A 19,733-nucleotide genomic window follows, 5' to 3' on the forward strand; every position below is an offset into this window, starting at 1 on the left:
TGATACAATGAAATTGGGGTGAATTCAATGGAATTTCGTTTTTCGAAATTGGCACAGAAATTGAAATCTTCAATGATAAGAGAGTTGCTCAAATATGCGAATGTACCTGGTGCAGTTTCCTTTGGAGGGGGCACTCCTGACCCTGAAACTTTCCCAAGACACCAGCTTGCAGAGATTGCGCGCGAAGTGATTGAAAAAGAGTATAAGTATACTCTGCAGTATGCCACCACTGAAGGGGATCCAGAATTGATCAAGCAGCTGTTGTTGCTACTCAGAAGGATCTATGGTCTCGATGGGCTTTCTTCTGAGAACATACTCATCACAGTCGGTTCGCAACAGGCGCTGGAACTTGTGGGAAAGGTCCTTTTGGATCCAGGAGATTATGTGGTTGTAGGTGATCCTGAATACCTTGGTGCTCTGAGTGCTTTCAGGATGAGGGAAGCAAAATTTTTGGTTGTAAAGTTCGAAAAAGATGGACCGAACCTTGACCAAATAGAGTACCATCTGAAACGCATGCAAAAAGAAGGTGAATTATCTAAAGTGAAGTTCATTTACGTTGTATCGAACTTTCAGAACCCATCAGGTATAACCACTTCTCTCGCAAAAAGAAGAGCATTAGTTGAACTTGCAGAGAGGTACGATGTACTCATAGTTGAAGATGATCCCTATGGTGTTCTGAGGTTTAAAGGAGAGCATTTACCTTCAATCATGAATTTCGGTGGAACAGATCGGGTGATTCTTCTCAATACATTCAGTAAAATACTCTGTCCAGGTTTGAGGATAGGTATCGTGGTTGCAGACAAGCAGATCATCAGAAAACTGGTTCTAGCCAAACAGGGATCGGATCTGTGCAGTTCTTCGTTGACCATGAGGTTAGCAGCGCGGTATCTTGAGAGGTACGATGTTCTTGAACAAGTTAAACCTGCGATAGATCTTTACAAAAAGAAAAAAGAAGTAATGATTGAAGCACTCAAAGAAGAGTTTTCAGACGTTTGTGATGTGGATTGGACTGATCCAGATGGGGGGTTGTTCGTCTGGACAACGCTTCCAGATATCGACACCATGGAGATGTTCAAATACGCCGAGCAGAGGAAAGTGTTCTACATACCTGGAGAAGCTTTCAAGCCGTACGAAGAACCATCGTCCTCTATGCGAATGTCCTTTTGCTTGCCGAGTTTTGATCAAATAAAAGAAGGTGTTCACAGATTGAAATTAGCTTATTTGGACTATGTAGAGGCGAAAGGGTTGAAGTGCAGATGAGGATTCTTGTCATAAATTTAGGTTCTACCTCAACGCGGGTAGCCATATATGAGGATGAAAAGTGCATCTACTCGGAGAAATTTGAGCACAGTGTGGAAGAGCTAACTAAATGCGCAACGTTGTTGGATCAAGAACCTCTGAGGAAAGAATGTGTTCTCTCCGCTGTGAGCAAGGCTGGTTTTAAACTTGAAGATTTCGATGCCATCGCTGCGCGTGGAGGAATTTTACCACCCGTGGAAAGTGGTACTTATCTGGTGGACGAACGTATGGTGGATTATCTTAAATACGAGTCTCCTGTCAAACATGTTTCGAATCTTGCGTGTGTCATTGCTCATTCGATTTCTAACGGCAGAATACCCGTCTACACAACTGATCCTGTTTCTGTTGATGAAATGGTGCCAGAGGCAAGATTTTCTGGAATTCCTGAGATTGAGAGAAAAAGCCTTTCTCACGCGCTCAATATAAAGATGGTATGTAGAAAGGTTGCAAAAGAGCTCGGTAAGCCCTTTGAAGCACTGAACGCAGTGGTTGCTCATCTAGGTGGTGGTATATCAATTGCCGCAGTGAAGGGTGGAAAGATCATCGATGTGAACAACGCGAACGATGAAGGACCATTCAGTCCAGAGAGAACGGGAGAGTTACCCGTTGGTGACGTGGTTCGTTTGTGTTTCAGTGTCAATCATACCAGAGAGGAGTTGAAAAAAAAGTTCGTTGGAAAAGGAGGATTAGTGGCTTATCTTGGTACGAACGATCTGAGAAAAGCGCTTGAAATGGCCAAAGAGAATGGGTATGCGGCGCTTGTCGTAAGAGCTATGGCTTACCAAATCGCAAAGGAAATAGGTGGTATGTGTGCGATCTTGAAAGGAGAAGTGGATGCAATCATCCTGACTGGTGGTATGTCGTACAGCAACGAGTTCGTACAGATGATAAACGAACACATTTACAGATTCGCCTCCGTCTTTGTTTTACCAGGCGAATTCGAAATGGAGGCACTCGCACTTGGTGCTTTGAGAGTGTTGAGAGGGGAGGAACGAGTCAAAATTTGGGGTGGTCCCAATGGATAGGCTTGCTTTTTTAGTGGATAAAGCACGCGGGTTAAGGAAAAAGTTGGTTGTCGCTGGATCGGATGACGATGTGGTGCTGAGCGCTTTAAAGATGGCTTTGGAACATAGCATTGTCGATCCAATCCTTGTGGGGCCTTCGAAAGAAACACAGCTCTTCGCCGTTCAAGTAGGTTTAGATTTGCAGCGATGTCAATTGGTCGATTGTTCGAAAGAAGAATCTGCTCGGAAAGCCGTTGAAATAGTTTCGAAAGATGGATCCCTTCTCATGAAAGGTTCTGTGAAAACCGGAGACTTAATGAAAATAGTGCTCGAAGATCAGTATGGGCTAAAGGTTGGTTCCACCATCACCATGGTAAGTATTTTCGATATTCCAACTTATCACAAACTGCTAGCAATAAGTGATGCTGGTATGATCATAGCGCCGACTTTGGAACAAAAGATCGACATGATCAATATTGCAGTGAAAATCATGAAAAAATTGGGTGTTGAGAGGCCCAAGGTTGCAATCATAGGTGCTATAGAGGTTCCAAACCAGAAAATGCCTGCCACACTCGATGCCGCAATACTGAGTAAGATGAACGATAGAGGTCAAATAAAAGATTGTATAGTTGATGGTCCGTTCGCACTCGACAACGCGATTTCTGAGGAAGCTGCAAAGCATAAAAAGATCGAAAGTCCTGTCGCTGGGGATGCCGACATACTCATTTTGCCGGACATTGAAGCTGGTAACGTGTTGTACAAAGCTCTCGTCTTCCTGGCAAACGCCACAGTAGCTTCAGTGATAGTTGGTGCGAAGATCCCCATAGTGCTCACCTCAAGGGCAGATTCAGATAAAACCAAACTTTATTCGATAGCACTCGCGGTAAATCTTTGCTGAAGAGGTGTAGAAGATGTTCAGAATCCTCGTGATCAATCCTGGTTCTACCTCTACTAAACTTGCGATATTTGAGGATGAGAAGCAAAAGGTAGCAGAAACTCTTTATCACAGTGCTGAAGAGCTTTCAAGCTACAAAACACTTTTTGATCAGTATGAATTTCGAAAAAATGTTATTCTCAAGTTTCTTGAAAAAGCTGGTTATAAACCTGTGGATTTTTCAGCGATAGTTGGTCGTGGCGGATTGCTCAGACCCATTCCATCAGGAACTTATGAAGTCGATAAAACGATGCTCGAGGAACTTAAGGAAGCGAAGTACGGTGAACACGCTTCGAATCTAGGAGCAATTTTGGCACACGAAATCGCCAGCATCGCGGGAGTGAAGGCTTATATAGTTGATCCTGTTGTGGTCGATGAGATGTGGGATGTTGCAAGGCTCTCTGGTCATCCAGAGTTAACAAGAAAATCGATTTTTCATGCACTCAATCAAAAAGCTGTTGCTCGACGCGCAGCACAAGAGCTTGGAAAAAGGTATGAAGAAACAAATTTGGTTGTGGTGCACATGGGTGGAGGTATATCGATAGGTGCACACATGAAAGGCAGAGTCGTTGACGTGAACAACGCATTGGATGGTGATGGTCCGTTCACCCCTGAGCGCAGTGGTACATTGCCTCTCACCCAGTTGATCGATTTATGTTTCAGTGGTAAATACACGAAAGAATGGATTCTTAAGAGAATAAAAGGTAATGGAGGATTGGTTGCGTATCTTGGAACTAACAGTGCTGCAGCTGTGCAAGAAAGGATAAGCAAAGGTGATAAAGAAGCGGAATTGGTTTACAGAGCTATGGCTTTTCAGATCGCTAAATGGATAGGTAAAATGGCGGCAGCGTTGAAGGGAGAGGTGGATGCCATAGTCTTGACAGGTGGCATTGCGTACGATGAACGTTACATGGTGAAGTGGCTCAAAGAGTATGTTTCGTTTTTAGCACCTGTCTTGGTGTACCCCGGTGGGGACGAAGAAAAGGCCTTAGCTTTGGGTGTTCTCAGGGTTTTGAGAGGGGAGGAAAAGAGTAAAAGTTATACGGAAGAGGCAAACAAATGGCAAAGAACAAAGTTTTCATAGGTCTCTATGGATCTGGAAAAACGGAAATAGTTATGAATCTTGCAATAAAAACTAGTGACAATGGATCACGCGTTGCTATTGCTGACGTCGATGTGACTGCGAGTTACTTCAGAGTTCGGGATTTCAAAGAATTGCTCCGAGAAAAAGGTGTACATGTTGTGGCACCAGCTGAGCACGTTATGAGAGCAGATATCCCATTGATCGATGCGAGTGTGGTAGGTTATTTGCAAAATCCAGATTATTCAGTTTTATTGGATGTGGGAGGCGATGAAAAAGGAAGCGTTGTGCTTGGATCGATAAAGAAATACCTTTCGGATTCAGACGTATACTTTGTGATCAACACTAAAAGACCTTTCTGTGAGAGTGCAGATAAAATCTGTAGGCACATAGAGAGGATCAGTCGGGCGGCATCAATATTTGTGAATTATCTGGTGAACAATACGAACCTCGGTGTTCAAACAACTTTGGATGTGATCAAAGAAGGGGAACGGATAGTGAAAGAAGTGTCAAAGATTATGTCCATTCCTGTCGCATTCAACGTGGTAGCGGAACCTCTGGATTACACAGGTGAATTTGAAACGTTCAAAATAAAAAGATTTCTCATAAGAAAGGAGGAACTAGTTTGAAAAAAGCTTACATTGAAATAGATGAAGAAAGATGTAAAGGCTGTGGATTATGTATCAGCGTTTGTCCACAGAAGGTCATAAAGTTTTCGGAGAGATTCAACAGCAAAGGTTATCATCCCGCAGAGCAATACGATCCTGACGGCAAGTGCAGTGGATGTGGGTTTTGTTATATGATGTGTCCAGATGTTTGTATCACTGTCTATAGGCTTGCTACGGCAAGAGGTGAAATTCGATGAAAAAACTGATGATGAAAGGAGTAGAAGCCATCGGGGAAGCTGCCATAATGGCAGGTTGCCGGAACTTTTTCGGTTATCCCATAACACCCCAGAATGAATTGACGGAGTATATGGCTAGACGTTTACCCGAGGTTGGGGGATGTTTCTTGCAAGCTGAGAGTGAAGTGGCAGCTGTCAATATGATCTATGGAGCTGCCAGCGTCGGGAAGCGAGCGATGACTTCCACTTCTTCCCCAGGTTTCAGCCTCATGCAAGAAGGAATATCTTACATGGCCTGTGCTCAGTTACCAGCTGTTTTTGTGAATGTAATGCGTGGAGGACCAGGTTTGGGTGACATACAACCTTCCCAAGGGGACTATTTTCAAGCGACGAAAGGTGGGGGACATGGCGATTACAAATTGATCGTGCTTGCACCTTCCACTGTTCAGGAAGCGGTTGAATTAACTCAGCTTGCTTTTGAACTGGCTGACAAATATAGAAACCCAGCAGTCATCCTTGCAGATGGCTTGCTTGGCCAAATGATGGAGCCAGTTGAGCTGCGAGAAAAACAGCTGACTTACGATAATAGCAGCTGGGCTTTGACTGGTGCGAACGGTAGGCCACCGAGAAAAGTGACCTCTTTCAATATAGATCCTCACGAGTTGGAGAAGATGAATCTGAATCTTCAGGAAAAGTACAGAAAGATGGAGATCGAGGAACCGCGCTGGGAAGAATTCAGCACAGAGGATGCCGAAATACTACTCGCAGCGTATGGCACTATGGGCAGGATTTGCAAAAGTGTTGTGAAGATGGCGCGGGAAGCGGGGATGAAAGTTGGACTCTTTAGACCGATTACTCTGTATCCGTTCCCATATGAACCACTTGAAGGAATAGCCAAGCGGGTTTCTATCATTCTCACAGTTGAGATGAGTTCAGGTCAGATGTTTGAAGATGTGAAGCTCGCAGCATTGAGATTGACTCGTGTGGAATTCTACGGGCGTATGGGTGGTGTTGTACCAACACCTGGGGAAGTTTTCGAACGGTTGAAGCAGCTCGTTGGGAGGCATTGAGGATGGAATACAAAGCAGTCTACAAGATGCCCAAAGCGTTGAGTGGAAAATTGTTCACATACTGTCCAGGTTGCCATCACGGAATAGTACACAGGCTGATCGCTGAAGTCATCGATGAACTTGGCATAAGGGAAAGAACGATTGTCGTTGCGCCTGTTGGTTGTTCTGTTTTTGCGTATGAATTCTTTGAACTCGACGGAACTGTTGCACCTCACGGTAGAGCTTTAGCGGTGGCCACCGGAATGAAGAGGGCAAGACCAGATTTAGTGGTTTTCACCTATCAGGGAGATGGAGATCTAGCGGCTATAGGTACGGCTGAGACTATCCACGCAGCAAATCGTGGCGAGAGAGTAACGACGATCTTCATCAACAACGCGATATATGGTATGACTGGGGGACAAATGGCACCCACGACACTTCTTGGTATGAAAACCACCACGTCTCCGTACGGCCGAACTGCGGAGAGGGAAGGTTACCCAATTCACGTTTGTGAAGTTTTGAAAGAATTGAAAGGAGTCGCCTACCTTGCAAGAACGAAAGTGAATACTCCTAAAGACGTCATCAACACGAGAAAACACATAAAGAAAGCTTTCCTCGCTCAGTTGAAAGATGTGGGCTTCGGTTTGGTTGAGGTCCTGTCTACTTGTCCAACGAACTGGGGTATGGATCCGTTGCAAGCGGGTAGGTGGGTTGATGAAAGTATGGTCAAAGAGTACCCCCTTGGAGTATTCGTCGATAAGGTCGGTGAAGAGAAATGACGCTGAGCTTTATCCTCTCGGGTTTCGGTGGTCAAGGTGTCATGCTGATGGGTCAGATTCTCGCCCAAGCGGGGATGATAGAAAACAAGCACGTTACATGGTTCCCTTCGTACGGACCAGAAATGCGCGGAGGTACTGCAAACTGCACGGTGGTGATCAGTGACGAACCAGTTGCTTCCCCAATTGTTGATACACCTGACGTTGTTGTGGCCATGAACATACCATCACTTTTGAAGTTCGAATCGAGACTGAAAGATGGTGGGCTCTTGTTTCTAAACATCTCTGTAATCGACAGAAAACCAAGTAGGAACAATGTTTCCGTGATTGAAGTTCCAGCGAATGAAATAGCTGAAAGGATTGGAAACTCGAAAATCGCAAACATGGTGATGCTTGGTTCCGTTATTGCAGAAATTCGGTGTGTGAAAAAAGAATCGGTCATTGAAGCTTTATCCTACAAACTCGGTGAGAAAGGTTCAAGGTTACTAGAACTCAACATCAAGGCTATTGAGGCAGGTATGGCACACGTAGGCGGATGAGATAGACCCACCCATTGGCCGGGGCTCTCGCTCCGGCATTTTTTATTGCAAAAATTTGAACCTGTAGAAACCTAGAAAGTGTGGATTTTTCTCGATCGGCATCCAAGTTGGGTCATAATTCATCAATTCTCCAAGTTTCACGATTCTCAGTTCACCAGGTTTATTTGCGATGGGACCTGTGTGGTAAACGAGCCAACCATCCTTTCCCATCGGGTTTAGAGTTCCAACGTAAATCATGAGGTGGTAGGGGAACTCAAAATCTTGTGGGTGGAAGAAAGCCAAAATATCTCCAGGTGAAGCTTCTTTCACATCTTTGGTTACAAAATTCATACTGCATTCTACCAAGATTCTTGCTATGGCGAAACTGGAAAATTCTTCTTCACTGCTGAATTCTCCACGTCTTATTCTGAAAAGCTTTTCACCAACTAGAGGTAAATTGGGATAATTGTATTTTTGAACATCTTCGAAGATTGGGCCTACGTACTTGGTAACCCTAAGCCACCACTCATCGTGTTTTCTGAGAGCTTCTCGAGCGCAGTAACGAATGAAACCGGCACAATCTCTTTCTTTTGTACTCCAGAGAGCCGGGTCGTTTTCGAGTGCAGAGATAGCAATCCAAATGAACCATCTTCTGAATCTTTCACTGTCTTCGCTGTCGAGCTCTAAGCAGTCTGGATAACCATCCATATCGCTGTCGAATCCGCTTGGTTCTGCTAAGATCGTGTGAGCGATCTTCTTTTTGAAAATCCCACGATTCATAAAAATCAACTTGATTTTCTCGTTGGGTTTAACACGTTTGACGATGATTCCTCCATTGATTTTCTGAATTTCTTTGCTACTAATTATCTGAGCTGAAACGAACTTTCCATGAATGAAAAGATCCTGAATGGAATCGACCTTGAAACTGGTTTGATGGATCTCGACAGAGAAAGAAAGATAATCAACGAGGTTGATCAGCAAGAACACGCCTATGACGATTGATAAAAGAAGATATTTCTTCATGATGCACCTCTCTCAAAAATCTCAAAAGGTAACTTTTGTGATGACCAGATAGATCTTCAGATTTCACACCTGTTAGATAGAGTATCAAGCCTTCTTGTGCCCACATAGGCAAGTCGAAGTTGAGTGAAAGGATGTGATGTAAAAGCTCATGTAAAAGAGTCTCCTCGAGTAGATCTTTGGACCTTAAAATGTTGAAAGGTTGCATCCAGATAGTTCCCATTGAGTAGACCGCCGCGATGCTGTAAGGTCTAGCCGTGAGTTTGTGAAACTCTTCTAGAGATTCACACTCAACTATCCTTACATTCATGTCCAACTCTACTTGTAAAAAGTCGCATATCTTTTTTAAGTTCATCAGAACAGAACTCAAAGACCCTGCCAAGGGAAGATCACCGATGCTCCAAATCTTCGCTGTCCATCCCGATGTGAAGCACACAAGGATCAGAATGAGCGTACAAACCCTGTTTATACATCGAAAAAGCTCTCGCCGGAAGAAGATGATAAATTCCATTTCCAGTAGCCCTCCAAACGTAACTGAAAGTGTCACCACTGCAGAACGTCGCGAAAAACGCAATCCTATCTTCGTGCAATTCACGTGCAGAATACCAAACATCCCAAGGTCTGTACCAACCGTAGTCAAACTTCAAATATGCTGAGCCAAAATTTTTCTCACGATAGTTCGTTATCACTTGCGCGCAGGAGGCGAAGAAATCTTCAACGACGAGATACTGGCCTCCGTTTTTGTCGAGTTTCAAAACAGTTTTTGCTATACTTCCAGCCTCAAGTTTCACTGTTTCATCCGCAAACATGATTTCGAAAGTCCCATCTCCGATGTACGAATCGTTTCCAGAAAATTTCACACCATCTGCCACCAAACGTTTTCCGTCCCACTGGTGAACAATCCGTGCAACGAACGGAAGCTCCACAAAAGAACCTTCTTTAAACCAGTACGAGCTGTCTTTACTTTTCAGTAGGATTTCTTTGTTAGAACAAATCAATTCTTCTGCTTCTTCTGGCAGTGATGCAAGAAAAACGTTGTTCAACCAAAGGCCTTTTCCCCTGAGAAAAGCGATGTTCGAACCAACGACCGTCACATCTTTCACGTCTTGATAGATCATGATGATTTTGCTTTTGACATCACAAACCAACGCGGTGTTGTTTTCGAGTTTTGCCACAATGAAATCGGAAGATGCGATCAATTTCTCAAAATTATAGTTCGAATTGAACAATTCGAGTTGGTTTGATCGAATTGAAAATCTCACACCACCATATTCGAATTTCCTTGGCTCTTCGTATTCAAAAGCAGATACGTACAGCACGGTTTTTTCAGGTTCCATCCTTTTGATACGAACCGGTGCTAAATGTGCATCCAATGGAATGAATGCATCAATGAGTTGTTTGTCTTCCTCTAAGTAAAGTTCATAGCGTTTATAAATACGCCTGTTGATCTTCAATCCCTCGCTTACCGCGAAAGCTGGGCGATCGAGATAAACCACATGTACCTCGACCAATCCTTCACCTTCGATCTCGAGTGAACCCTTGTCGAGAGAAATCTCGGCTTCGGTATCGAAATAGAAACTTTTGTCGTTGTTTTTCACCGAGATGTTGGGTCTATCGAACTGAGGTAATGCTTCGAGTAGGGCAAGAATCGAATAAGAAGTGTCTTTAGTAGAGTACCAGAAGTAGCCATCCTTCTTGCTCATTAGATAGTTGATCAGTTTTCCAACGATGGGTGAATCCTTTTCCCATTTAAGTATGGCCCTCAGCAGAATTCCACAGAGCTGAACATCACTTATGAATTGATCTTGATAATCTAGTTGTAAATAAGCCATCCTGTCAGTTTGCTTCAAAAGGTTTATGGCTTTCTGCAGTGAGTTTCTCGATACTAATGCATCGAAAACGAAGTCTATATCGTCCTTCGGTTCAAATTCACATTTCACTCCATATAGATGGAGAACATAGGCGCCGTACCCTGTAAGATTGCTCTTGAGATAATCGATGCCTCTTTCAAGGGTTGCTCTTGACACTTCGTAGCCTGCTCTGACTGCGTGGTATAAACCCTCCATCACGTAAGCACTCATCAGTTGATGGCTTTCATCCTTTTCCCACCAACCCCAACCTCCATCAGAATGCTGATAATTGTACAGCCTCACCAAACCTTTCTGGACGATCTCTTCAAGTTCAGGAAAATCTAATCCCAACCTCGTAGCAATGACTGCGGGAAAGAAACTGCTCATGGTTTGCTCGGTACAACCGTACGGATAATGGATGAGTTTTTCTATACTTTCCTTGACAATAGGCACGATGCTCGTCAAAACTTTTAATTTCGCTTGGATATATTCCCCTTCTGGTAACCTGAAGTTCTTGATACCGTTGACTTTTTCCAAGAAGTAATATTCCCTCTCGAAAGCGAAAGGCTTTATTGGTACATTCAAAGCCACCGCATCTGTCAACTTTGAAACTGCGTAGAAGGTGATCGTGGATGGATCCGAAGGCTGAACCGTTCGAACAAACCATTTTTGCGTGATCGATGAATTCGGTGGAATGTGCACTTCTTTTGAGGCCTCTGGTTCAATCAATCTTAAAGTTTTAGGGATTTCCAGCCAATACCTTGTTTCCAACGGTTCATTCGTCTGATTGAAAACGGTTGCACCTATCTGCAGCAAATCATTCTCTCTGAAAAAGGATGGTAGATGAGGTCTGACATAGAAAGACTTACTCACGATCATGGAACCAAAGCCTTGTGAAAAAAGCTGAGGCGAGAATCCATACACGGTTGCGCGAAAAGTAGTTATGCTGTCTGGAACCTTGAATTGCAATACTGCATATCCTCGCTCTAAACGTAAAGAAGGAATCCACAGGGCAGTATCAGGAAAATACTCCCTCACATTGATCTTCTCCATCACCGCGTTCTTCTTGAAATTCTCGAAGGAGGTTTCCTTTGAAACCAATCGAGCATAAATCGTGTCTCTCAAAGAGTAAAGCTTCCAAGTGTGTGCGAAACCATAAGAGACAGAAGGATAAAGGTTTTCAGGGTATAAGAACTCTTCAAGGTTTGGAGGAGCTTGTTTCAACATTGCATAGATCGCTTCATCGATCAATGCTAAGCAAGCGTTGTCCGCTTCTCCTTCGATCGATAAAGTAGCCATTTCACCTGGTTCATACTGAAGCTTGTCAAAGGAGATTTTGAGCTTGGAGAAGTTGATCTGACGTTTCACGGAGATGGTTTGATTTTTTTCTACTTGTCTACCGTTCTCAAATCCCAGAAAAACAATGAACAGATTTCTCTCGACCACGTTCTCAGGTACTTGTAAGGTGATCGAAGCGGTACCAATGAGATCAATAGGTATAACTTCATAAATTTTTTCTGCAATTAAGGTGAGTAAGCCCGTTGCGCGATGAGCCGATATCACATTCAACAGGACCATTTGACCTGGTTGAACGGTTCTTTCGGAACAAAGTAAAGTCAGTTCACTGGGTTTGTATCCTTTTCCATAAGCGTGGATTTGAAGTTTTCGCTTCGCTTTGCCAAACGCTAGTTCAATTTGGTACGTCTTTGATTGTGAAGGAGAGAAAGTGAATTCAGCTTTGCCGTTCACGACTTTAGCGCTTTGCTGAGTTGCATCGACTTTGATCTTCAACTCACCGTCGATCGGTTCACCAGATACTCTCATCACAGAAACGCTTATTTTCAGTGATTCTCCTGGGCTGGTCCATATCTCATCTTGTTCGAGTTCTATCTTCACATCGTCTGGCCACACTCGCACGGACTCAGTTTCTTCCACTTGACGTTGACTCTCATCGGTAGCTATGGCTTCTATCGTATAGTATCCATCGAAACCTTCCTCGGTTTTGATTTCCACTATCAATTTACCCTCTTCATCAGTGAAATCTAAACCTCTATAGGCCAAAAAAGGTTCTTCGTAGATGGGTTTCGCATGAACATAATAAGCAACTTGCGCACGCGCGACAGGCTGTTCGTTGAAATAACGTACAGAGATTTCTAAGCGTAAAGTTTTACCCGAAAACAGGGGCTCTTCTGGGGTTTGGATCGAGATTTTATATTCTGGCTTTCTGTATTCTTCCACGATGAAAGAGTTGTAGTACGATTTATCAGCATGAAGGATCGTGATATCATAGATACCGACACTCGCTGTTTGTGGGAGTTTGAATTCATCGAAGAATCCCCCTAGTTCATCGGTCACTAAAAATTTTTTGTAGATTTCATTATCTTTGGGATCTTTCACGATCACTGAAACTGAGCTATTTCCAAGTGCTCTGTAAAAATTGCCATGCTTGTTGAACAGCTGGCCACGGAATCGAACTGAGTCGTTAGGTTTGTATACGGGTCGATCCGTGATCAGAAAAAGTTTTTCATCTGCGTATTCCTCCTTATAAGGAAAATAAATCTCACCGAACGTACAAGTTCCCTTCTTAACGTAAAAAAAGTCACACGAAACTTCACAGATAGCTAATCCCCTTGAGTCAGTTTGAGTTTCAAAAACGAGCTTTGAATCTCTGTAAAAAAGAACTTTTGCACCCGAGACAAAGCCACCATCTTGTCTCAGTACACAAAGGATCGTTCTCTCATCATCTGTGAAATAAATCGCTCCCATGTCAGTCACGACCAAAAAAGTTTCATCCAACAGAACCTCTCTTCCTTGCTCATCTCGACTTGTCAAACTCGCATGATACAGACCCAATCTATCCAATTTGAGAGAGAAAGTTTCCCAATCTTTCGTGGGTGTATAAGTCCTACGCACAACGATTGCTCCGAGGTACGAACCGATTTCTTTCTCATCACCCATAAGCTTGGACAACAAGGCACTGTCATCTTTTACCTCCCGAATGATCAGTGTAACAGCTTTAAGATCTTTCCCATAGACTGTGAAACTCAACTCCTGTCCCTTCATCATCAAGCCTGAGCTGTTGAAGAAGGCATAATTTGCGGAGATCGTGGCTGCCAGCACGAATATCAAGAAGAAAAAGGAAAATTTCTTCACGGTTCATCCCACCTTTCTAGTCTTTCGAAATTCATTCCATGGTCGTAGATGAAAGTTAAAAGCGTCATGGGGGTAAAGCAGGTATTAGACCAATTTTCAGCAATTTGTCTTGTCAAATTTGATTTTCCAAAAATCTCCCAGCCACCTTTCCACCGTGCGAAGCCTTCGTCTTCTACAAGATAGATGAAGCCGTTCTTCTCACACAGTGCCCAGCTCGCGAGGTGGAAAACACTTATAGCTTCGTACTGACTCGAGTGTAATTCCAAAAAGCTCGTTGGTTTGGTGTACAGACTTTCGAGCCTTTCGAGCTTCTTCAGGTTGATCTCATTGAGGTTTCCAAGTAATCCTTTCGCTTTTATGAATCTGGTCTCCACAAGGTGCTTCGCCATGATGCTTTCTGCTTTTTCGAACACGAATGCAGGTTGCCTTTCAACGGTGTATATGTGTATGGGAGCGACTATCTTCCCTCCCAGCTTGATTTGATCTATCCATCGTGGCGATATCCTCTCTACAGCAACCGTGACCACTACAGCGTCGTAAGGTGCGAACTTTTCAAAGCCATAGTACCCATCATCATTCACGAAAATAACGTTATCAAGACCAAGTTTTGAAGCGCTTTCGACTGCTTTCTCAAAGAAGCGCCTATTGAATTCGATCCCCACCACAAGGCCATCTCTTCCAACTACATGTGCCATGACACAAGCGTTGTAACCCGTGCCAGAACCTATCTCGAGAACTTTGGATCCTTGTTTCAAACCGACAGAAGTCATAAAGAGGGCCATGAGTGAAGGTTGGCTCGAAGTGGTATATTCGCTCCCATTCTTCGAAGTCACTATCACATCATCTGAGTAGACGATCTCTAGGGGATAATAATATTCACTGAACAATTCGCGTGGCACTTTGGTGAACGCTTCGATCACGCGTTCTGGGAAGTGTCCCATGGAAGAGATTTGTCTTGCAAGGTAACTTTGCCAATCCATAAAAATGCCTTCTTTTTGATTTCTGTTAATTGAATTTTACCATTTGTGGTGTTAAAATAAAATTAGAACAACCTTCTGAGGTGAAGGATGTTCAATCTGACACCGAGGAAGGGGAGAACACGTGCACAATTAACCCCCTTTCTCGGTGTTCGAGAGAGGGGGTTTTCATTTTGGAGCGTTTGTACATAGTGAACATCATAGTTGAAGATAGGCAAACAGCTTACAAACCTGTCAATGAACTTTTACACGATTTTGCCGACCTCATAAGACTGAGGGTGGGCTATCCCGTGCCAGAAGAGAATATAGCGATCATTTTGTTGGTCGTGAAAGCCACTAATGACGAGGTAGGTAGCTTGACGGGTAAACTGGGACAGATCAAGAGCGTGCGTGTGAAGAGCACGGTCATAAAGTGAGGTGGTATCTCAATGTTCACGCTGTTGAAAAAGATCAAGGAAGAAGAATCTTTTATACCTCATCAGAAGATAGAAGAATTGCTTGAGAAAACAAGAAATCCTGAGAACAAGAAGGTTGAAATCATTGTCAACAAAGCTCTGCAGAAAGAAAGGCTCAGTCCTGAAGAAACAGCAGTTTTGTTGAATGCAGATAAGCCAGAACAAGTGGATCTCATAGTGAATGCCGCTCGAAGGTTGAAAGAAGAAATCTATGGTAATAGAATTGTACTTTTCGCGCCCTTGTACATCGGTAATTGGTGTGTAAACAACTGTCAGTACTGTGGATTCAGAACGGAGAACACGGCTGTTGTGAGGAAAACTTTAAGCGATGAAGAACTTGAAGCCGAGCTTTACGCACTCACTTCGAAGGGTCATAAAAGATTGATAGTGGTCTTTGGAGAGCATCCTATGTACTCGCCGAAGTTCATAGCTAGAACTATAGAGAGGATCTACAGCTACAAAAACGGTACAGGTCAGATAAGACGTGTGAATGTGAACGCAGCTCCACAAACGGTGGAAGGGTACAAGATCATTAAAGAAGTTGGCATTGGAACCTTTCAAATTTTTCAAGAGACGTACCATCTTCCGACGTACAAAAAGTTGCATCCAAGCGGTCCGAAATCTTCATACGTTTACAGGTTGTTTGGTTTGGACAGAGCGATGGTTGCTGGGATAGACGATGTAGGTATAGGAGCTCTGTTTGGCCTGTACGATTGGAAGTTTGAGGTTATGGGGTTGATGTATCATACTAAGCACCTTGAAGAAAGATTCGGTGTCGGACCACACACGATATCTTTTCCTAGGGTTGAGCCTGCATTCAACACTCCTCTCGCTGAAACTCCTCCTCATCCTGTGAGTGATGAGGCTTTCAAGCGTGTGATAGCTATCATAAGGTTGTCCGTGCCATACACGGGTCTCATACTGACCGCTCGGGAACGCCCAGAGGTAAGACGTGAGGGACTGAAACTTGGAGTTTCTCAAATTGATGCTGGATCGAGCATTGGTGTCGGTTCTTACTCTCAACAAGATCCCGAGATCGTAAAAAAGAGTCAGTTCATCCTCGGGGACACTAGGAGTTTGGACGAAGTAATAAAAGAGCTCTCGCAGAACGGTCATATCCCTTCTTTCTGTACGGCGTGCTATCGGGCTGGAAGGACAGGCCAACACTTCATGGAATTCGCGATACCTGGCTTTGTGAGGGAATTTTGCACTCCAAATGCTATTTTGACGTTCAAGGAGTACTTACTCGATTACGCTTCTGAAGAGACTAAAAAGATCGGCGAAGAGTTGATCAAAAATGAATTGGATAGAATGCCACCCGAAAGAAAAAAGATATTGGAAAAACTCTTGGTTCGTTTAGAAACAGGAGAACGTGATGTCAGACTGTGAAGAATTGCTGAGGATGATAGCCCAACGATTCGATTGCAAAATCTGGGTTTGTGAGAAAATGGGGAAACGAATTTCTCACGTGCGCGGTTTGAAGGCTGGTGAAGAAAAATACATAGAACCTACCGTAGTTTTTGAAGATGAGCGATATATCGTCTTTGTGGAGAGTGAAGAACTTTGCAATGAGCTGAAAGAGTTGTGTGCGAAGGTGATCGAATGTGTTCGGGGTTTTACAAAAGATTTTAAGACATCCGGAAGCGGTAACAGTTGAAGAGGTAGCGTGGATAATCAGTAACGAAGAACTGAACGAACAGTTATTCTCTCTCGCTGATGAAGTGAGAAGAAAGTATTTGGGTGATGAAGTGTTTTTGAGAGGTATCATTGAGTTTTCGAATTACTGCAGGAATGATTGCCTCTATTGTGGTATTAGAGCCTCAAATAAAAACGTTGAACGTTACAGAATGAGTCTTGAAGAGATCTATGAAAGAGCCAAGATCATAGCAAGCATGAACATTAAAACGATCGTGCTCCAGTCTGGAGAGGATCCGTATTACACAAAGCAAATGATAGCAGATCTCATAGAAAGGATTAAAAAATTGAACGTTGCTATAACTTTGAGCATAGGTGAGAGGGATTTTGAAGAGTACAGGATTTGGAAAGAGGCCGGTGCCGACAGATATTTGATGAGGCATGAGACTGCCGATGAGGAACTTTACGCAAGACTTCATCCTAACGATTCATTCCAATCGAGAGTGGAACACTTGAAACAGCTCAAAAGACTTGGTTACGAAACGGGTGCTGGTTCCATGGTTGGATTACCAGATCAAACTGATCTTTCGTTGGCGAAAGATGTTTTGTTCGTATACCAGCTCGATGCAGATATGGTTGGAATAGGTCCATTCATACCTCATCCGGGTACCCCTCTTGGAAACTCAAAAGCTGGAGATCTCATCAAGACTTTGAAACTGATATCACTTACAAGATTGTTTTTACCGGATGCAAATATTCCCGCAACAACAGCGTTGGGGACCATACATCCTCAGGGGAGACAGCTCGCTTTGAAGTGTGGCGCTAACGTTATCATGCCTAATTTCACTCCTTCGCCTTATCGTGCTCAGTACGCACTGTATCCAAACAAAATATGTATCTTCGAGAATGACACAGCTTGCGGTCAGTGCACGAGAAAGTTGGTGGAGAACACCGGTTATAGGGTGAGTGAAGATTTTGGATATAGGAGGAAAATCTATGAACGTTCCTCATGCGGGCTTTAGGAAGTACATAGCCATTGTGGGAAGGCGAAACGTTGGCAAATCTTCCCTGATCAACGCTATCGTCGGCCAAGATGTGGCGATCGTCAGTGAGGTGCCTGGTACTACGACAGATCCAGTGTACAAAACGCTTGAATTGCATCCGCTTGGCCCAGTAACATTCATAGACACACCGGGAATTGACGATGAGGGTTTCTTAGGTGAGAAAAGGGTTGAGAGAGCAAAAAGATCTCTGTATCGTGCGGATGCAGCGATCCTCGTTGTCGATGATCAACCAACTGAGCATGAACATTTCGCTGTAGAGCTGTTGAAACAGCTTGAAATACCATTTGTTATAGCTGTCAACAAAGTTGATTTGAAGAACAAAGTAGCGAGTTTATATGAGGGTTTTTGTGTTCCCATTGTCGAGGTTTCAGCCAAAGAGAGGAGAAACATACAAACTTTAATCGATTCACTCAGCAAAGTCTTACCGAATGAGGAATCCAGCACGATGGTTGCCCATTTGATGGGGGATCACAAAACCGTGGTTCTCGTCGTGCCTATAGATACGGCGGCACCCAAAGGCAGGCTCATCATGCCGCAGGTTGAAGCGATAAGAGAGATAATTGATCACGCCGGTACAGCTGTCGTCACAAGAGATACAGAACTTATAAATGCTTTGGAAAAGTTGAACTTCAAAGTCGATTTAGTTGTGACCGATTCTCAAGCGATCATGAGAGTGGAAAAAGTCGTACCAAGAAACATACCCTTGACCACTTTCTCCATCCTCGAATCTGTTAGTAAAGGCGATTTGAGACAATTCCTGGAGGGGTTAGAGGCGCTTGAAAGATTGAAAGATGGGGATACTGTAGCGGTGGTGGAAGCTTGCTCGCATGTTCCAACGTGTGATGATATAGGAAGGGTGAAAATACCAAGATGGATCAAGGAAAAGTTGGGACTCGACCTTAACTACAAGTTCTTCGCTGGAAAGGAATTTCCCGATCTCGAGGAACTTTCAAACTGCAAGTTGATGATCCATTGTGGTGGATGTGTACTGAATAAATCTGCGTTCATGAGGCGCATGAAGTTGGCGAAAAGATTAACTTTACCCGTTGTGAACTACGGTATGTTGATATCTCGCCTTCACAATGTCTTGGACAGAGTCCTGGAACCTATCCTTAGGAAGCAAGTATAGTTTCAATCTGTTTCATTACATCCTCCGTTAGTTTTTCTTTGATTTCTACTGATTTGATGTTTTCGTCGAACTGTTCTGGTTTTGAAACACCCAATATGACGCTAGAAACGTTCTTATTTTTCAAAATCCACGCGATTGAGAGTTGAGCGAGTGTGCAACCAAGTTCTTTTGCCAAATCTCTGAGCTTCAGCAGTTTCGAGAACGTTTTCTCACTCAGTAAACCGGTCTCTTCGAATCTTTTTTTCAAAAATTCGTATTTTGCGAGGCGAGAATCAACTGGGATACCCTCTAGATACTTACCACTCAGTAACCCCGATGCGAGGGGACTAAAAGTTGTTAGGCCCATACCATATTTTTCGTAAAGAGGTGCGTATTCTTTTTCCACCCTGTTTCTCACCAACAGATTGTATTGTGGTTGCTCAACGATCGGAGGAATACAGTTGAGCCTTTTTGCTGTTTCTTGTGCCGATTCTATTTGCTCTGCACTCCATTCGGATGTACCCCAATACAGCGCGAGGCCTGCTCTGAGTATCTGATCCATTGTCCAGACAATTTCTTCCATGGGTACTTCAGGATCAGGCCTGTGACAGTACAGTATATCAACGTAATTGAGTTGAAGGCGCTTCAATGACGCCCAGGTACCTTCCAAAAGATGTTTCCTGGAGAGTCCTCTATCGTTAGGGCCATTGCCACCCCAGAAAATTTTTGTTGATATAACCAAATCGGATCTTCTGAAAGATTTGAATATCTCTCCGAGCATGGATTCTGCTATACCGCCAGCGTATGCTTCCGCCGTATCGAAGAAATTCACACCACTATCGAAAGCCTTCTTGACAAGAGTCTTCGCTGATTCGAGATCGAGCTGGTTTCCGAACGTGATCCAGCTTCCCAAGGAAAGTTCACTGATTTTCAGCCCCCATTTTCCAACTTTCCTGTATTCCATGC

General features: G+C 43.7%; 19 protein-coding genes. 14 read left to right on the plus strand and 5 right to left on the minus strand.

The window, feature by feature from the left end; translation table 11 throughout:
- Positions 1-27 precede the first annotated feature (27 nt).
- Genes NZ875_01260 through NZ875_01300 form a run of 9 tightly spaced genes read left to right on the plus strand, consistent with a single transcriptional unit; the run spans position 28 to position 7,526 of the window.
- Complete coding sequence (locus NZ875_01260; GenBank protein ID MCS7174366.1) at positions 28-1,260, plus strand: PLP-dependent aminotransferase family protein; 1,233 nt, start codon at positions 28-30, stop codon at positions 1,258-1,260.
- Positions 1,257-2,324 (plus strand): butyrate kinase, encoded by a 1,068-nt coding sequence (buk, locus tag NZ875_01265; protein ID MCS7174367.1) that lies wholly within the window; start codon positions 1,257-1,259, stop codon positions 2,322-2,324. The genes NZ875_01260 and buk (NZ875_01265) overlap by 4 nt, the downstream gene beginning before the upstream one ends.
- Positions 2,317-3,201 carry a bifunctional enoyl-CoA hydratase/phosphate acetyltransferase gene (locus tag NZ875_01270; protein ID MCS7174368.1) on the plus strand — a complete coding sequence of 295 codons (885 nt, stop codon included), beginning with the start codon at positions 2,317-2,319 and terminating at the stop codon, positions 3,199-3,201. The genes buk (NZ875_01265) and NZ875_01270 overlap by 8 nt, the downstream gene beginning before the upstream one ends.
- 13 nt (positions 3,202-3,214) lie before the next feature.
- Positions 3,215-4,321, plus strand: coding sequence for a butyrate kinase (gene buk / locus NZ875_01275; protein ID MCS7174369.1), 1,107 nt, complete (start codon positions 3,215-3,217; stop codon positions 4,319-4,321).
- The gene (locus tag NZ875_01280) at positions 4,297-4,947 is read left to right on the plus strand and encodes a cobalamin biosynthesis protein CobQ (protein MCS7174370.1); all 651 of its coding nucleotides are present in this window, start codon (positions 4,297-4,299) and stop codon (positions 4,945-4,947) included. Before buk (NZ875_01275) ends, NZ875_01280 begins: the two co-directional genes overlap by 25 nt.
- Positions 4,944-5,183, plus strand: a complete 240-nt coding sequence (locus NZ875_01285; protein ID MCS7174371.1) for a ferredoxin family protein — start codon at positions 4,944-4,946, stop codon at positions 5,181-5,183. Before NZ875_01280 ends, NZ875_01285 begins: the two co-directional genes overlap by 4 nt.
- The gene (locus tag NZ875_01290; protein MCS7174372.1) at positions 5,180-6,232 is read left to right on the plus strand and encodes a 3-methyl-2-oxobutanoate dehydrogenase subunit VorB; all 1,053 of its coding nucleotides are present in this window, start codon (positions 5,180-5,182) and stop codon (positions 6,230-6,232) included. The genes NZ875_01285 and NZ875_01290 overlap by 4 nt, the downstream gene beginning before the upstream one ends.
- A gap of 2 nt (positions 6,233-6,234) precedes the next feature.
- Positions 6,235-6,990 (plus strand): thiamine pyrophosphate-dependent enzyme, encoded by a 756-nt coding sequence (locus NZ875_01295; protein ID MCS7174373.1) that lies wholly within the window; start codon positions 6,235-6,237, stop codon positions 6,988-6,990.
- Positions 6,987-7,526, plus strand: coding sequence for a 2-oxoacid:acceptor oxidoreductase family protein (locus NZ875_01300; GenBank protein ID MCS7174374.1), 540 nt, complete (start codon positions 6,987-6,989; stop codon positions 7,524-7,526). Before NZ875_01295 ends, NZ875_01300 begins: the two co-directional genes overlap by 4 nt.
- 42 nt (positions 7,527-7,568) lie before the next feature.
- Here NZ875_01300 and NZ875_01305 read toward each other — a convergent pair whose 3' ends face one another.
- The 4 genes from NZ875_01305 to NZ875_01320 are packed head-to-tail and all read right to left on the minus strand — an operon-like array spanning position 7,569 to position 14,508.
- Positions 7,569-8,528 carry a DUF1175 domain-containing protein gene (locus NZ875_01305; protein ID MCS7174375.1) on the minus strand — a complete coding sequence of 320 codons (960 nt, stop codon included), beginning with the start codon at positions 8,526-8,528 and terminating at the stop codon, positions 7,569-7,571.
- A complete protein-coding gene (locus NZ875_01310; GenBank protein ID MCS7174376.1) occupies positions 8,467-8,880 on the minus strand; it encodes a hypothetical protein in 414 nt (137 codons plus the stop codon). Before NZ875_01310 ends, NZ875_01305 begins: the two co-directional genes overlap by 62 nt.
- 34 nt (positions 8,881-8,914) lie before the next feature.
- Positions 8,915-13,528, minus strand: coding sequence for an MG2 domain-containing protein (locus NZ875_01315; GenBank protein MCS7174377.1), 4,614 nt, complete (start codon positions 13,526-13,528; stop codon positions 8,915-8,917).
- Complete coding sequence (locus tag NZ875_01320; protein ID MCS7174378.1) at positions 13,525-14,508, minus strand: methyltransferase domain-containing protein; 984 nt, start codon at positions 14,506-14,508, stop codon at positions 13,525-13,527. Before NZ875_01320 ends, NZ875_01315 begins: the two co-directional genes overlap by 4 nt.
- A 167-nt stretch (positions 14,509-14,675) precedes the next feature.
- Between NZ875_01320 and NZ875_01325 the strand changes: the two genes are divergently transcribed.
- The 5 genes from NZ875_01325 (at position 14,676) to hydF (ending at position 18,788) form a co-directional block, all read left to right on the plus strand.
- Entirely contained in the window at positions 14,676-14,921 is a 246-nt protein-coding gene (locus NZ875_01325) for an iron-only hydrogenase system regulator (protein MCS7174379.1), read from the plus strand.
- A 12-nt stretch (positions 14,922-14,933) separates the two neighbouring features.
- Positions 14,934-16,349 (plus strand): [FeFe] hydrogenase H-cluster radical SAM maturase HydG, encoded by a 1,416-nt coding sequence (hydG, locus tag NZ875_01330; protein ID MCS7174380.1) that lies wholly within the window; start codon positions 14,934-14,936, stop codon positions 16,347-16,349.
- A 79-nt stretch (positions 16,350-16,428) separates the two neighbouring features.
- Positions 16,429-16,617, plus strand: a complete 189-nt coding sequence (locus NZ875_01335; GenBank protein ID MCS7174381.1) for a hypothetical protein — start codon at positions 16,429-16,431, stop codon at positions 16,615-16,617.
- Positions 16,565-17,617, plus strand: a complete 1,053-nt coding sequence (hydE, locus tag NZ875_01340; GenBank protein ID MCS7174382.1) for a [FeFe] hydrogenase H-cluster radical SAM maturase HydE — start codon at positions 16,565-16,567, stop codon at positions 17,615-17,617. The genes NZ875_01335 and hydE overlap by 53 nt, the downstream gene beginning before the upstream one ends.
- Positions 17,592-18,788 (plus strand): [FeFe] hydrogenase H-cluster maturation GTPase HydF, encoded by a 1,197-nt coding sequence (gene hydF, locus NZ875_01345; protein ID MCS7174383.1) that lies wholly within the window; start codon positions 17,592-17,594, stop codon positions 18,786-18,788. The genes hydE and hydF overlap by 26 nt, the downstream gene beginning before the upstream one ends.
- Here hydF and NZ875_01350 read toward each other — a convergent pair.
- Positions 18,772-19,731, minus strand: a complete 960-nt coding sequence (locus tag NZ875_01350; protein MCS7174384.1) for an aldo/keto reductase — start codon at positions 19,729-19,731, stop codon at positions 18,772-18,774. The two genes, hydF and NZ875_01350, sit on opposite strands and share 17 nt — an antisense overlap.
- Between the last annotated feature and the right edge of the window lie 2 nt (positions 19,732-19,733).

It is taken from the genome of Pseudothermotoga sp. (assembly GCA_025060105.1).
Classification (GTDB): Bacteria; Thermotogota; Thermotogae; order Thermotogales; family DSM-5069; genus Pseudothermotoga_A.

What these genes read in the sequence shown, in the direction of transcription:
- NZ875_01260 (MCS7174366.1), top strand. Translation starts at nt 28, where the DNA reads ATGGAATTTCGTTTTTCGAAATTGGCACAGAAATTGAAATCTTCAATG.
- buk (MCS7174367.1), top strand. Translation starts at nt 1,257, where the DNA reads ATGAGGATTCTTGTCATAAATTTAGGTTCTACCTCAACGCGGGTAGCC.
- NZ875_01270 (MCS7174368.1), top strand. Translation starts at nt 2,317, where the DNA reads ATGGATAGGCTTGCTTTTTTAGTGGATAAAGCACGCGGGTTAAGGAAA.
- buk (MCS7174369.1), top strand. Translation starts at nt 3,215, where the DNA reads ATGTTCAGAATCCTCGTGATCAATCCTGGTTCTACCTCTACTAAACTT.
- NZ875_01280 (MCS7174370.1), top strand. Translation starts at nt 4,297, where the DNA reads ATGGCAAAGAACAAAGTTTTCATAGGTCTCTATGGATCTGGAAAAACG.
- NZ875_01290 (MCS7174372.1), top strand. Translation starts at nt 5,180, where the DNA reads ATGAAAAAACTGATGATGAAAGGAGTAGAAGCCATCGGGGAAGCTGCC.
- NZ875_01295 (MCS7174373.1), top strand. Translation starts at nt 6,235, where the DNA reads ATGGAATACAAAGCAGTCTACAAGATGCCCAAAGCGTTGAGTGGAAAA.
- NZ875_01300 (MCS7174374.1), top strand. Translation starts at nt 6,987, where the DNA reads ATGACGCTGAGCTTTATCCTCTCGGGTTTCGGTGGTCAAGGTGTCATG.
- NZ875_01305 (MCS7174375.1), bottom strand. Translation starts at nt 8,528, where the DNA reads ATGAAGAAATATCTTCTTTTATCAATCGTCATAGGCGTGTTCTTGCTG.
- NZ875_01310 (MCS7174376.1), bottom strand. Translation starts at nt 8,880, where the DNA reads ATGAACTTAAAAAAGATATGCGACTTTTTACAAGTAGAGTTGGACATG.
- NZ875_01320 (MCS7174378.1), bottom strand. Translation starts at nt 14,508, where the DNA reads ATGGATTGGCAAAGTTACCTTGCAAGACAAATCTCTTCCATGGGACAC.
- hydG (MCS7174380.1), top strand. Translation starts at nt 14,934, where the DNA reads ATGTTCACGCTGTTGAAAAAGATCAAGGAAGAAGAATCTTTTATACCT.
- hydF (MCS7174383.1), top strand. Translation starts at nt 17,592, where the DNA reads ATGAACGTTCCTCATGCGGGCTTTAGGAAGTACATAGCCATTGTGGGA.
- NZ875_01350 (MCS7174384.1), bottom strand. Translation starts at nt 19,731, where the DNA reads ATGGAATACAGGAAAGTTGGAAAATGGGGGCTGAAAATCAGTGAACTT.